Source organism: Novosphingobium ginsenosidimutans, assembly GCF_007954425.1.
GTDB classification, from domain to species: Bacteria; Pseudomonadota; Alphaproteobacteria; order Sphingomonadales; family Sphingomonadaceae; genus Novosphingobium; species Novosphingobium ginsenosidimutans.
The window spans coordinates 554400-566829 of sequence record NZ_CP042345.1 but is presented as its reverse complement, the minus strand read 5'-3'; the positions used below and the strand labels follow the sequence as shown (position 1 = coordinate 566829).

Sequence of the window (12430 nt, the reverse complement as noted above, 5' to 3'; positions counted from 1 at the left end):
CTGCCGGTCGGCATCCTGACGCTGATCTGTCTGATGATCGTGCCGGTTCCGGCGCTGCTGCTCGACATGTTCTTCGTGCTCAACATCGCGCTGTCGGTGGCGGTGCTGATGGCGGCAATGAATGCTCAGAAGCCGCTCGACTTCTCATCCTTCCCCTCGGTCCTACTGTTCGCGACGCTGCTGCGGCTCTCGCTTAACGTCGCCTCGACCCGCGTGGTGCTGGTCCATGGCCATGAGGGCGAGGCGGCGGCCGGCCATGTTATCGAGGCCTTTGGCGCCTTCCTGGTCGGCGGCAACTTTGCGGTCGGGCTGTTCGTCTTCCTGATCCTGGTAATCATCAATATGGTGGTGATCACCAAGGGCGCGGGCCGCGTCTCCGAAGTTTCGGCGCGGTTCACCCTCGATGCCTTGCCCGGCAAGCAGATGGCGATCGATGCCGACCTCGCTGCCGGGATCCTGACCGCTGATGAAGCCAAGGCTCGCCGCCGTGAAGTGGCGACCGAAGCCGATTTCTACGGGGCAATGGACGGCTCCAGCAAGTTCGTGAAGGGCGATGCGATCGCCGCACTGCTGATCCTGGCGGTCAATATCATCGCCGGCTTCTGCCTGGGCATGATCAGCCACGGCCTGACCGCCGGAGAATCTGCCGAAGTCTATGTCACCCTGGCAGTCGGCGACGCACTTGTCGCGCAGGTCCCGGCGCTGCTGCTGTCGATTGCCGCCGCCGTGATCGTCACGCGCGTGGCCGATGATCGCGACGGCGAAGACCGCGACCTGTCGGGCCAGATCGGCGGCCAGCTGGCCGAACCCCGCACTTGGCTGCCGGTTGCGGCGATTCTGGGGGCGATCGGCTTGATCCCGGCTATGCCGCAGACGATTTTCCTGCCGGCGGCGTTCGGGGCCCTGGCCCTGTGGCGGGCGCTTTCGAAACGCGCTGCGACACGGGCGCTGCCCCCGGTTCCGGTAATCGAGACTCCCGATCCGGCGCGTATCAACCTTAGCGAGGTCTCCGACCAGACGTTGGTCACGATCGAGCTTGGCTATGGCCTGGTCCACCTGGTCGATGAAGCGCGCGGCGCGCCGCTGGTCGGTCGCATCACCGGCGTGCGCAAGCAATTGAGCCAGGCCTTCGGTTTTGTCGTCCCGCAGTTCCGCGTGCGCGACAGCCTTGAGCTCGCCCCGCACGATTATCGCATCCTGCTTGGCGGGGTGCCGCTGGGCGGGGCCTCGGTCCGGCCGGAGAAAATCCTGGCGATCGATGTTGGCGAAGTGCGCGAAGGTCACGTGCTGGGCGGGGAAGAGACGCGTGATCCCAGCTTTGGCTGCCCGGCGCGCTGGATCGATGCTGCCCAGCGGGATCTTGCGATTGCCGAGGGCTTCCTGACGGTCGATGCCTCGACGGTTATCGCCACCCAGCTCAATCAGCTGCTCGGCGAACGGCCCGGTGAACTGCTTGGCCCGGATCAGGTCCGCGCGATCCTCGATGCGGTCAAGGAACACAACGCCGGTCTGGTCGAAGCGATCCATCCGCAGCCGCTGAGCCTGGCCGCGCTCACGCGCGTGCTGCGTGCCTTGCTGGAAGACGGCATCCCGATCAGCCATCCGCTGCCAATTCTCGCCAGCCTGGCCGATGGGGTGCAGATCGCTGCCGACCACGACCGGCTGGTCGAACTGGTCCGCGCCGACCTTGGCAACCTGATTGTCGGCCGGATTTGCGCGCCCGGCGAACGGTTGCCGGTGCTGACCCTGGATGCCCAGCTTGAGGCGGCGATTGTCCAGGGGCTGAGCGATCCGGCCACCGGCCAGCCACTGATCGAACCTGATCTTGCCCGCAATATTGGCGAACACGTTGCCGCCCTCGTGGCCGAACGGGGCCCCTCCGCGCCGCCGCTCGCCCTGATCGTCCAGCCCCGCGCGCGCCGTGCGCTGGCGGGTCTGCTCAAGCTGCGAGCGCCCTCGTGCCTCGTCATTTCCATCGCCGAACTGCCGGCGAGCCAGCCGATTGAGGTGGTCGCCGTGATTGGCGCGCCAGCCACCCCCGCTCTTCCCCAACCGGAGATTCTTGCCGCATGATCCAGGATCACAACAGCCTGAAAGCTGCTGGCGCCTATCGCTGCGCCACGACCGACCGCGTCCGCCGCTTCATGCCCATGGTCCGGCGGCTGGCCTGGCATGTCCACGGCTCGGGCCGCGCCGGAATCGAACTCGAAGACCTGATCCAGGCTGGTCTCGTCGCCCTCACCGAAGCGGCGCAGCGCCATGCCGGACCCGGCGAGGACGGCTTTGCCGCCTACGCGAAGATCCGGGTGCGCGGGGCGATGGTAGACCTGATCCGCCGCGCCGTTCCGATCTCACGCGGCGGGATCGAACGACGGCGGCAACTGGCCGACCAGCAGACGGTGCTGCGCGGGCAATTGGGGCGCGAGCCGACTGCCGCCGAACTGGCCGAAGGACTAGGCGTTACCGCCGACGAGCTGGCGGCACTGCGCGGCAGCAGCGAGCCCTTGCGGTTTGAGCCAATTGATGCAGTCTATTCCGACCACGATCCCGCCTTTGCCGATGAGCGGCCAGACAGTCACAACATCCTTGAAACGCAGGAGTTGCGCGAGGCGCTGGCCGGAGCATTGGCGAACCTACCGGAGCGGCTGCAACTGGTCATGCAACTTTATTTCGTGGAGGAGCTGAACCTGGCCGAAATCGCCGCCACGCTGGATGTATCGATCCCCCGTGTTCACCAGCTCAAGGCCCAGGCGCTCGACAAGCTGCGCGCCGAACTGGGCGGGCAGTTCGATATCGTCTAGCTTGCACCAAGGGAGCAGGTCCGGCACTATGCTGGCATGACTGCGTGCGATACCTGTGTTGTCCGGAACCGGGCTATCTGTTCCTCGCTCGATTCCAACGAGTTGGAAACGCTCAACACTATTGGTCGCCGCCGCACGCTGGCCCCGGGTGAATCACTGATCTGGGAGGGCGAGGATTCGGTGCTCGTCGCCAATGTGATCGACGGCGTGCTCAAACTTTCGACCGGGACCGAAGACGGACGCGAACAGATTGTCGGCGTGGTTTACCCGTCCGATTTCATTGGCCGCCCCTTTGGCTCGACCACCGGTCACGGCGTTACCGCGCTGACCGAAGCCAAGGTCTGCGTCTTCAGCCGCCGCGATTTCGATGCCTTTGCGCGCGAGCATCCGGCGCTGGAACACAAGCTGCTGCAACGAACCCTTGGTGAACTCGACCGGACGCGGCGCTGGATGCTGCTGCTTGGCCGCAAATCGGCCGGGGAGCGGGTCGCAAGCTTTATCGTCGAAATGTCGGAACGGCTGGTAGAACAGGGCTGCCAGGGCACCCATGACCAGCCGCTGAAGCGCTTTTCTCTGCCGTTCTCGCGCCAGCAGATCGCAGACGTGCTGGGGCTGACGATCGAAACCGTCAGCCGCCAGTTCACGCGTCTCAAGTCCGAAGGACTGGTGGACCTGCCCTCGCGGCGCGAAGTGGAAATCCTCGACCGCGAGGGGCTGATCGCCGAAGCGGGTTAGAAGCGGTAGGAAACGCCGCCGCTCAGGACCCACGGATCAAGCTTGTGCTTGGTTGTCAGCACTTCCACGCCAGCAGCATTGGACACGTGCAGGCGGGTGCTCATGAAGTACTTCTTGGCATCCAGGCTAAGACCAAAGCCCTTGTCGCCCAGCGGAATGTCGACGCCGACCTGCAGCGCCACACCGAACTTGTTGTCGAGCTTCACCTTGGTGCCGCCGAGTGCCGCAGTAGTCGCACCGGGCTTTTCGTCGATGTAGAAGAAGATCGATGGCCCCACGCCCACGTAGGGCTTAATCGGGCCGGCATCGAGGTGATACTTCAGCGTAACCGTGGCGGGCAGGATCAGGACGTGTTCAAGGATCTTGGCCCCGGCAATCGCACCTTCACCGCCAACCTTGTGCTGCGTCAGGCAGCAGATCGTCTCGATCGAGACGTTGTCGGAGGCGAAGTATTCGATCGCGATGGTCGGCACGACGTTGTCGTTGGCGCTGGTCTGGCTGCCGGCGGGCAGGCCGATGGCGTTGTTTTCCAGCGCGGTGATTTTGCCATCGGGCAGTACGCCGGTGGCGAGCAGCTTGACCTGGACCTTGCCGTCGGTGCTACCGGCTTGGGCCGGAGTCGCGGCGATGATCGCGCAGGCGCCCAGCAGGGCGGAGACAGTCAGTTTCTTCATAATCCCTCATCCGGCGCCGCAGCAGCTGCCCTGTGCAGCAGAGGTGGTTACGGCGCAGGAGGGGCAAATGCGACCGGATCGAACGCCGATCATTGATCCTGCGCAATTTTCGCATTGCCGATAGTTATTTCCGCACCAACCCCTGAAATTTGATCCCGGTCAATGCTGCATTGCGGCGGACCGTCCAGACGCGGTCTCATCTGATATTTCCAGAGAGGGAAGGCTCATGGAATCCGTAGTTTCGCGCAGCGGCCGTTGGCTGGCTGCATTGTTTATCTCCGTCATCGCCATGGCGGCCGCAGTCGACTGGGGCTTTGCAGTGCACATGGGCATCTTCGCCCTGGCGGCGCTGATTGGCCTGGTCGTTTCGCTGCGCACGGCCGATTTCAAGGCGGCCGCTGAAGGCCTGCTGAAGGTCCCGCACGATGAGGGCCGGTATGACGACGAGCTGATCCGCTACGGCATGATCGCCACAGTGTTCTGGGGCATGGCCGGGTTCCTGGTCGGCCTGGTCATCGCACTCCAGCTCGCTTTCCCGGTGCTTAACCTGGGTCTGGAATGGACCAGCTTTGGTCGCCTGCGTCCGCTCCACACCTCGGCCGTGATCTTCGCTTTCGGAGGCAGCGCGCTGATCGCCACGTCATTCTACGTGGTCCAGCGCACCTGCCGGGCGAGGTTGGCCTTCCCCGGCCTCGCCCGTTTCGTGTTCTGGGGCTATCAGCTGTTCATTGTCCTGGCGGCGACCGGCTACCTGCTGGGTATCTCCCAGGGCAAGGAATATGCCGAGCCCGAATGGTACGTCGACCTGTGGCTGACGCTCGTCTGGGTGGCCTATCTGGCGGTCTTCGTTGGCACGATCATCAAGCGCAGCGAGCCGCACATCTACGTTGCCAACTGGTTCTACCTCGCGTTCATCCTGACCGTGGCCATGCTCCACCTGGTCAACAACGCAAACGTGCCGGTCAGCCTGGTCGGTTCGAAGAGCTATCCGCTGTGGTCGGGCGTGCAGGGCGCGCTGGTCCAGTGGTGGTACGGCCACAACGCCGTGGGCTTTTTCCTGACCGCCGGCTTCCTGGCGATGATGTACTACTTCGTGCCCAAACAGGCGCAGCGCCCGGTCTACAGCTATCGCCTGTCGATCCTGCACTTCTGGTCGCTGATCTTCCTCTATATCTGGGCGGGTCCGCACCACCTGCACTACACCGCGCTGCCCGACTGGGCGCAGACGCTGGGCATGGTCTTCTCGGTCATGCTGTGGATGCCGAGCTGGGGCGGGATGATCAACGGCCTGATGACGCTGAACGGCGCCTGGGACAAGGTCCGCACCGATCCGATCATCCGCATGATGGTGCTGGCGCTGGCCTTCTACGGCATGAGCACCTTCGAAGGCCCGATGATGAGCGTGAAGAGCGTCAACTCGCTCTCGCACTATACCGACTGGACCATCGGCCACGTCCACTCCGGCGCGCTGGGCTGGAACGGCATGATCACCTTTGCCTGCGTCTATTACCTGGTCCCGCGGCTGTGGGGGCGTGAGCGGCTCTATTCGCTGCGCATGGTGAACTGGCACTTCTGGCTCGCTACTCTGGGGATCGTTTTCTACGCCTCCTCGATGTGGGTGGCGGGGATCACCCAGGGCCTGATGTGGCGCGAATACGGGGCCGATGGCTACCTGGTGAACTCCTTTGCCGAAACGGTCGCCGCGCTTCACCCAATGTACCTGCTGCGCGCCTTCGGCGGGGGCATGTTCCTGGTCGGTGCCGGTATCATGACCTTCAACGTCTGGCAGACCATTGCCGGCAACCTCCGCGACGAGGAGCCGCTTTACCAGCCCAAGTATGATCCCGCCGCGGACCGTCCGCTCACCGCTGTTCCGGCCGAATAAGGGGGCTTTCAAGATGACTGCAAACGCAACCGACGCCCCCAAGGAAGACTGGCGGCGCCACAAGAAGATGGAACGCAACGTCGCGCTGTTCGGCCTCGCTGCCTTTGCGGCGGTGACGATCGGCGGGATCGTGGAAATCGCCCCGCTGTTCTGGATCGACAACACGATCGAAAAGGTGGACGGGATGCGCCCCTACACCCCGCTCGAGCAGGCCGGGCGCGACATCTATGTCCGCGAAGGCTGCTATGTCTGCCACAGCCAGATGATCCGCCCGTTCCGCGACGAGGTGGAACGGTACGGTCACTACAGCCTGGCGGCGGAATCGATGTATGACCGGCCGTTCCAGTGGGGCTCAAAGCGCACGGGTCCGGACCTGGCGCGCGTCGGCGGGCGCTATTCGGATGAATGGCACGTCCAGCATCTGAAGGATCCGCGCGCCGTGGTGCCGGAATCGGTCATGCCGACCTATGCCTTCCTGGCCGATCGCGATCTGGATGCCGGCGATCCCAGCGCCACGCTGACCGCGCTCTACCGGGCCGGCACGCCCTATACCAAGGAGCAGATCGCCAAGGCCGATGCCGACCTCAGGCTGCAAGCCGATCCGATGGGCGACGCGGCTGACCTGAACAAGCGCTATCCCAAGGCCCAGGTCCGCGACTTCGATGGCAAGCCCGACCGGCTGACGGAAATGGATGCGCTGGTGGCCTACCTGCAGATGCTGGGCACGCTGGTCGATGTCAACAGCGCCGCCGCGCAGGAGGATCTGGCCAAGGAGAAGGGCCGGTGAGCACGCACTCCACCTATGACATGCTGCGGCATTTTGCCGACAGCTGGGGACTGCTGGCCATGCTGGTCACCTTCCTCGTGCTCGTGCTCTGGCCGTTCCGGCCGAGCGCCCGCTCCGCCAACGAGGCGGCCAAGACCATGATCTTCAAGGACGACGACGATGGCCAACGCTGATCAATTGCCGGCCTCCGCCGGCCCCCGCATCGATGAAGCAACCGGGGTCGAAACCGTTGGCCATAGCTGGGACGGGATCGAGGAACTCAACAACCCGCTGCCGCGTTGGTGGCTGTGGACGCTCTACGCCACGATCTTCTTCGCGATCGGCTACATGATCGTCTACCCGGCCTGGCCAATGCTTAACAAGGGCACCGAGGGCCTATGGGGCTGGTCCAGCCGCGGGCAGCTCGACCAGGAGATGAAAGCCGAGGACGCCCGCCGCGCCGGGACCCTCGCCGCGCTTGCCGCAACACCGGTCGAAGAACTGGCCAGCAAGCCCGACCTGATGCGGGCTGCAATCAACGGCGGCCGCGCCGCCTTCCGTGTCAATTGCGTGCAGTGCCACGGTTCGGGCGCGGCGGGCAGCAAGGGCTATCCCAACCTGCGCGACGACGATTGGCTGTGGGGCGGCACCATCAAGGACATCGAGACCACCTTGATCAACGGCATCCGCCAGCCCGGCAATGACGCGACGCGCCAAAGCCTGATGCCGAACTTCGGCAAGGACGGGATCTTGCCCCCGGCTGACATCGCTGCGGTGGCCGATCATGTCCTGTCGCTTTCTGGCAAGGCCGCGCCCAACGCGCGCGGTGCGCAGCTCTTTGCCGAGAACTGCGCCGCCTGCCACGGCGCCGATGCCAAGGGCGGCCGCCAGTTCGGCGCGCCCAACCTGGCCGACGCGATCTGGCTTTACGGCGGCAAGCGAGAACAGGTGATGGGCAGCATCCACCAGGCCCACGCCGGGGTGATGCCGGCTTGGGGCGGCAAGCTTGATCCGGTGACGATCAAGATGCTGGCCGCCTATGTCCACTCGCTGGGCGGCGGTGAGGATTTCGTGGCGGCACCTGCTGCCGCGCCGGCCGCAGCTCCTGCGACAGGGGAGGCCAATGCTCAGCCCTGAGCCTGCCAAGGTATCATACTACGAAAAGCGGAAGGCCGTCTTTCCCAAGGTGGTGAGCGGCCCCTTCCGCCGCTTCAAGTGGCTGATGCTCGTGGTCACGCTGGGGATCTATTACCTCACGCCGTGGCTGCGCTGGGACCGGGGCCCCTATGCCCCGGACCAGGCCGTGCTGGTCGATCTGGCCAACCGCCGCTTCTACATGTTCTCGATCGAGATCTGGCCGCACGAGTTCTATTTCGTCGCCGGCCTGCTGATCATGGCCGGGATCGGGCTGTTCCTGATTACCAGCGCCTTTGGCCGCGCCTGGTGCGGCTATTCGTGCCCGCAGACGATCTGGACCGATCTGTTCCAGCACGTTGATCGCCTGATCGATGGCGATCGCAACGCCCAGCTGAAGCTTGAGGCCGGACCATGGAACGCAGCCAAGCTGTTCAAGCGCGGGCTCAAGTGGTCGATCTATCTGGCGATCAGCTTCTGGACCGGCGGCGCCTGGATCATGTACTTCGCCGACGCGCCCACGCTGACCGTCGATTTCTGGACCGGTCAGGCCGCCCCGGTGGCCTATGCCACAGTCGCCGTGCTGACCGCCACGACCTTCATTTTCGGCGGTTTCATGCGCGAGCAGGTCTGCATCTACATGTGCCCCTGGCCGCGGATCCAGACAGCCATGCTCGATGAAAAGAGCCTGATCGTCACCTACAAGGACTGGCGCGGCGAACAGCGCGGCTCGGTCAAGGCCAAGGAACGCCAGCCAGATGTCATCGGCGACTGCGTCGATTGCAACCAGTGCGTCGCGGTCTGCCCGACCGGCTACGATATTCGCAACGGACCGGACATCGCCTGCATCACCTGCGGCCTGTGCATCGACGCCTGCGACAAAGTGATGGTCCAGTTGGATCGCCCGCGCGGGCTGATCGACTATGCGACGCTGGAAGACTGCGAACATGAGCGGGCCGGCGGCCAGCGCCGCTCGATCCTCAAGACGGCGCTGCACTGGCGGACCCTAGCCTATTTCGGCGTCTGGGCGGCGATCGGCGCAGGCCTGCTTTTCGCGCTCGGCACGCGCACGCGGATTGACCTCAGTGTCGCGAAAGACCGCAACCCGCCCTTCATGCTGCTGTCGAACGGCGAGGTCCGCAACGACTACACGATCAAGCTGCGCAACATGGAAGCGCGCCCGCGGCCGATGTCGGTCACGCTCGAAGGTCTGCCGGGCGCGGTGATGTGGACCGACGAGATGGGCCGCGAAAGCGCCTCGCGCGAACTGCAGTTCACCGTTGCGCCCGACCAGACCAAGCCCGTGCGCGTCTATGTCGTCGCGCCGCAAGGGACTGAGGAAGAGGAATTCACCTTCGTCCTTGCCGCGCGTGATCGCGAGGCTGGCGGTGACCGCGCCGAGACCCGCTTCGATGCTCCGGAAGAGGACCACGACGAATGACCATCGCTGCCAGCACCAAAGGCCAACTCACCGGCCGCAAGGTCACTGCGATTTTCGTGGTGTTCTTCGGGATCGTCATGGCGGTCAACTTCACTATGGCGCATTTCGCCAGCTCGACCTTTGGCGGCGTGGTGGTGGAGAACTCCTATGTCGCCAGCCAGCACTACAACAAGTGGCTGGGTGCTGCTGCCGCCCAGCAGAAGCTGGGCTGGAGCGCCACGCTGGCACGCTTGCCGGATGACCGGGTGGCAGTGCGCTTTGCCGGGGCGCCGGACGGGCTGACGGTCAGCGCCGTGGCGCGCCACCCGCTGGGCCATGCGCCGGACCAGGCGCTGGTCTTCGTCCGCGCCGCCGATGGGGCTTTCGTCTCGACCAGGGCGGTCGCGCCAGGCCGCTGGATGGTACGCATTGCCGCCGAGGCCGGTAACGCCAAGTGGCGCGAAGAACAGGAACTGCGATGAACGCCCCGGCCCGCCTCGATGATGTCACGCCGCTCGAGGCGACGGTGCTGGTCGTGCCGGGGATGCATTGCGCCGGCTGCATGGGTAAGGTCGAGCGGGCTTTTGCCGGACTCCCGGGGGTCCATTCTGCGCGTGTAAACCTCACCGCGCGGCAGGTGCGGGTCGAGCATGAAGCGGCCGTGCGCGAGCCAGAGCTGATGGCCGCACTGGCCGACGCCGGGTTCGCCAGCCAACCGCGGGTTGAAGACCTTTCCGCGCCGCCTTCTGCGGTGAAGCCGCTGCTCGCCCCGCTCGCTGTGGCGGCCTTTGCCTGCATGAACGTGATGCTGCTCTCAGTCTCGATCTGGTCGGGGGCTGACGGCAGCACACGTGACCTGTTCCACTGGCTTTCGGCGATGATCGGCGTGCCGGCGATTGCCTATGCCGGGCGGCCGTTCTTCACCTCGGCCTGGGGCGCGCTGAAGCAGCGCAGCACCAACATGGACGTGCCGATCTCGATCGGGGTGACACTGGCGACCGGCCTCAGCCTCTATGAAACCGCCACCGGCGGGCATGAGGCCTGGTTCGATGGCACGCTGATGTTGCTGCTGTTCCTGCTGGCAGGCCGCGTGCTTGACGCGATGATGCGCGACCGCGCCCGGGCCGGGGTCGATGCCCTGCTGCGTCAGGCTGCCCCGGGCGCAATGGTGGTAAGCAAGGACGGCACCGCCCAGTGGATTGCCGCGCGCGATCTGGTGCCGGGGATGGTGATGCGCGTCGCCGCCGGGGAACGGCTGGCAGCGGACGGAGCGATCGTGACCGGCCAGAGCCGGTTCGACCGCTCGCTGCTGACCGGCGAGAGCGCTCCCGTAGCCATGCTGGCCGGAGACGAAGTCCACGCCGGCACGCTCAACCTTGATGCTCCCGTTGACGTAAAGGTCACCGCTGCCGGATCCGACACCTCGCTGGCCGAGATTGCGCGGCTGATGGAGGCGGCGGGGCAGATCCGCTCGCGCTATGTCCGGATCGCCGACCGGGCCTCGCGGCTCTATGCGCCCGCTGTCCACACGCTCGCCGCGCTGACGCTGGCCGGCTGGCTGATCGCCGGGGCGGGGCTGCACCATTCGCTGGTGATCGCGATTGCCGTGCTGATCATCACCTGCCCCTGCGCGCTCGGCCTGGCCGTGCCGGTGGCGCAGGTGGTGGCGAGCGGGGCGTTGATGCGCGCCGGGATCATGGTCAAGGACGGGGAGGCGCTCGAACGGCTGGCCAATATCGACCGCGCGCTGCTGGACAAGACCGGCACGCTGACGCTGGGCCGCCCGCTGCCCGATCCCGCCAGCCTTGCGGCGCTGGATGGCGATGAAGCTGCAGTTGCCCTGGCGCTCGCCACGCACAGCCGCCACCCGCTGTCGCGCGCCTTGGCCGATGCGCTCAGCGCCGCAGGGACCCGCGCTGCCGAATTGCAGGACGTTGCCGAGGAAGCCGGCCGCGGGGTTTCGGCCTTGTGGCAGGGACAGGCAGTCGCGCTGCGCCGGCCGGACAGCGCCACCGGCATCGCTGCGGCGCTCGCCATTGGCACACGTCCGGTCCGCCTGATTTCCTTTGCCGATCGCATCCGCCCCGATGCCGAACAAGCGCTGGCGGAACTGAAGGTGCTGGGCATCGAGGCGACGATCCTCTCCGGCGACAACCCCGCTGCGGTGGCCGAAGTCTCTCGCCAGACGGGCCTGACCGCCCAGGCCGGGGCCAGCCCCGCCGACAAGCAGTCTGCCATCGCGCGGCTCCAGGCCGCCGGGTACAAGGTGCTGATGGCGGGCGACGGGCTGAACGATGGCCCCGCACTTGCGGCCGCAAACGCCTCGATCGCGCCGGGCAGTGCCAGCGATGTGGGGCGGCAGGCGGCGGACCTGGTGTTCCTGGGGGACTCGCTGCTCGCCCTGCCGCGCGGGGTGCGCGCCGCGCGCCGGACCATGGCGGTGGTGAAGCAGAACTTCATACTCGCCATCGGCTACAATGCGCTGGCCGTGCCGCTGGCCATGGCCGGCCTCGTCACCCCGCTGATCGCAGCCGTGGCCATGTCGACCAGCTCCTTGATCGTCATTGCCAATTCGCTGCGCCTTTATGGAGCCGCGCGGTGAACGGACTGGCCATCCTGATCCCGGTCGCGCTGGGCCTGGGAATGCTGGGGCTGCTGGCCTTCTTCTGGGCGCTCAAGCGCGGACAGTTTGACGACCTTGATGGGGCCGCCGCGCGGATCCTGATCGATGACGAGGATGACAAGGCGGCATGAACCGGTTCCTGCGCTTCTTCGCCTTGCTGGCCATAGCACCCGCCGCGCTCCACGCGGCGCCGGTGATGGCCAGTGACAGCCTGCTGGTGCCGATCTGCACGGGCGATGGACAGATTCGGCTGGTCACGATCCCGAAGGGCGGCGACAGTCCGGGCAAGGGCGGAGCGCAGGATTGCGTCAAAGGCTGCCACGGCGGCACGTCGCGCAAGCGCGCCGGCGCGCTGCAAATTGAGCCAGCGCAATGACGCCCGGGTCCGAATC

13 protein-coding genes are annotated in these 12430 nt (G+C 65.8%); 12 read left to right on the top strand and 1 reads right to left on the bottom strand.

Features of this window, described 5'->3' with window-relative positions:
- Positions 1 to 33 precede the first annotated feature (33 nt).
- The 3 genes from FRF71_RS02815 to FRF71_RS02805 are packed head-to-tail and all read left to right on the top strand — an operon-like array spanning position 34 to position 3536.
- Positions 34 to 2073 carry a flagellar biosynthesis protein FlhA gene (locus FRF71_RS02815; RefSeq protein ID WP_238339511.1) on the top strand — a complete coding sequence of 680 codons (2040 nt, stop codon included), beginning with the start codon at positions 34 to 36 and terminating at the stop codon, positions 2071 to 2073.
- Entirely contained in the window at positions 2070 to 2801 is a 732-nt protein-coding gene (locus FRF71_RS02810) for a sigma-70 family RNA polymerase sigma factor (protein WP_147089134.1), read from the top strand. The genes FRF71_RS02815 and FRF71_RS02810 overlap by 4 nt, the downstream gene beginning before the upstream one ends.
- A 36-nt stretch (positions 2802 to 2837) precedes the next feature.
- Entirely contained in the window at positions 2838 to 3536 is a 699-nt protein-coding gene (locus FRF71_RS02805; RefSeq protein WP_147089133.1) for a Crp/Fnr family transcriptional regulator, read from the top strand.
- Here the strand turns inward: FRF71_RS02805 and FRF71_RS02800 are convergent.
- Positions 3533 to 4210, bottom strand: coding sequence for an OmpW/AlkL family protein (locus FRF71_RS02800; protein WP_147089132.1), 678 nt, complete (start codon positions 4208 to 4210; stop codon positions 3533 to 3535). The genes FRF71_RS02805 and FRF71_RS02800 overlap by 4 nt on opposite strands.
- A 226-nt stretch (positions 4211 to 4436) precedes the next feature.
- Between FRF71_RS02800 and ccoN the strand changes: the two genes are divergently transcribed.
- The 9 genes from ccoN to FRF71_RS02755 are packed head-to-tail and all read left to right on the top strand — an operon-like array spanning position 4437 to position 12414.
- On the top strand, positions 4437 to 6095 hold the full coding sequence (gene ccoN / locus FRF71_RS02795) for a cytochrome-c oxidase, cbb3-type subunit I (protein WP_147089131.1): 1659 nt from the start codon (positions 4437 to 4439) through the stop codon (positions 6093 to 6095).
- 13 nt (positions 6096 to 6108) lie between these two features.
- Positions 6109 to 6882 (top strand): cytochrome-c oxidase, cbb3-type subunit II, encoded by a 774-nt coding sequence (gene ccoO / locus FRF71_RS02790; protein WP_147089130.1) that lies wholly within the window; start codon positions 6109 to 6111, stop codon positions 6880 to 6882.
- The gene (locus FRF71_RS02785) at positions 6879 to 7055 is read left to right on the top strand and encodes a cbb3-type cytochrome c oxidase subunit 3 (protein ID WP_147089129.1); all 177 of its coding nucleotides are present in this window, start codon (positions 6879 to 6881) and stop codon (positions 7053 to 7055) included. Before ccoO ends, FRF71_RS02785 begins: the two co-directional genes overlap by 4 nt.
- On the top strand, positions 7042 to 7998 hold the full coding sequence (gene ccoP / locus FRF71_RS02780; protein ID WP_147089128.1) for a cytochrome-c oxidase, cbb3-type subunit III: 957 nt from the start codon (positions 7042 to 7044) through the stop codon (positions 7996 to 7998). The genes FRF71_RS02785 and ccoP overlap by 14 nt, the downstream gene beginning before the upstream one ends.
- Complete coding sequence (ccoG, locus tag FRF71_RS02775) at positions 7985 to 9436, top strand: cytochrome c oxidase accessory protein CcoG (RefSeq protein WP_147089127.1); 1452 nt, start codon at positions 7985 to 7987, stop codon at positions 9434 to 9436. Before ccoP ends, ccoG begins: the two co-directional genes overlap by 14 nt.
- On the top strand, positions 9433 to 9897 hold the full coding sequence (locus FRF71_RS02770) for a FixH family protein (protein WP_147089126.1): 465 nt from the start codon (positions 9433 to 9435) through the stop codon (positions 9895 to 9897). Before ccoG ends, FRF71_RS02770 begins: the two co-directional genes overlap by 4 nt.
- On the top strand, positions 9894 to 12017 hold the full coding sequence (locus tag FRF71_RS02765; protein WP_147089125.1) for a heavy metal translocating P-type ATPase: 2124 nt from the start codon (positions 9894 to 9896) through the stop codon (positions 12015 to 12017). Before FRF71_RS02770 ends, FRF71_RS02765 begins: the two co-directional genes overlap by 4 nt.
- A complete protein-coding gene (gene ccoS / locus FRF71_RS02760) occupies positions 12014 to 12169 on the top strand; it encodes a cbb3-type cytochrome oxidase assembly protein CcoS (protein ID WP_147089124.1) in 156 nt (51 codons plus the stop codon). Before FRF71_RS02765 ends, ccoS begins: the two co-directional genes overlap by 4 nt.
- The gene (locus FRF71_RS02755; RefSeq protein ID WP_147089123.1) at positions 12166 to 12414 is read left to right on the top strand and encodes a hypothetical protein; all 249 of its coding nucleotides are present in this window, start codon (positions 12166 to 12168) and stop codon (positions 12412 to 12414) included. The genes ccoS and FRF71_RS02755 overlap by 4 nt, the downstream gene beginning before the upstream one ends.
- The last annotated feature ends 16 nt before the right edge of the window (positions 12415 to 12430 follow it).

Coding starts and splice junctions, on each gene's coding strand:
- FRF71_RS02765 (WP_147089125.1), top strand. CDS start 9,894: ATGAACGCCCCGGCCCGCCTCGATGATGTCACGCCGCTCGAGGCGACG.
- ccoP (WP_147089128.1), top strand. CDS start 7,042: ATGGCCAACGCTGATCAATTGCCGGCCTCCGCCGGCCCCCGCATCGAT.
- ccoG (WP_147089127.1), top strand. CDS start 7,985: ATGCTCAGCCCTGAGCCTGCCAAGGTATCATACTACGAAAAGCGGAAG.
- ccoO (WP_147089130.1), top strand. CDS start 6,109: ATGACTGCAAACGCAACCGACGCCCCCAAGGAAGACTGGCGGCGCCAC.
- FRF71_RS02815 (WP_238339511.1), top strand. CDS start 34: ATGATCGTGCCGGTTCCGGCGCTGCTGCTCGACATGTTCTTCGTGCTC.
- FRF71_RS02810 (WP_147089134.1), top strand. CDS start 2,070: ATGATCCAGGATCACAACAGCCTGAAAGCTGCTGGCGCCTATCGCTGC.
- FRF71_RS02805 (WP_147089133.1), top strand. CDS start 2,838: ATGACTGCGTGCGATACCTGTGTTGTCCGGAACCGGGCTATCTGTTCC.
- ccoN (WP_147089131.1), top strand. CDS start 4,437: ATGGAATCCGTAGTTTCGCGCAGCGGCCGTTGGCTGGCTGCATTGTTT.
- FRF71_RS02755 (WP_147089123.1), top strand. CDS start 12,166: ATGAACCGGTTCCTGCGCTTCTTCGCCTTGCTGGCCATAGCACCCGCC.
- FRF71_RS02770 (WP_147089126.1), top strand. CDS start 9,433: ATGACCATCGCTGCCAGCACCAAAGGCCAACTCACCGGCCGCAAGGTC.
- FRF71_RS02800 (WP_147089132.1), bottom strand. CDS start 4,210: ATGAAGAAACTGACTGTCTCCGCCCTGCTGGGCGCCTGCGCGATCATC.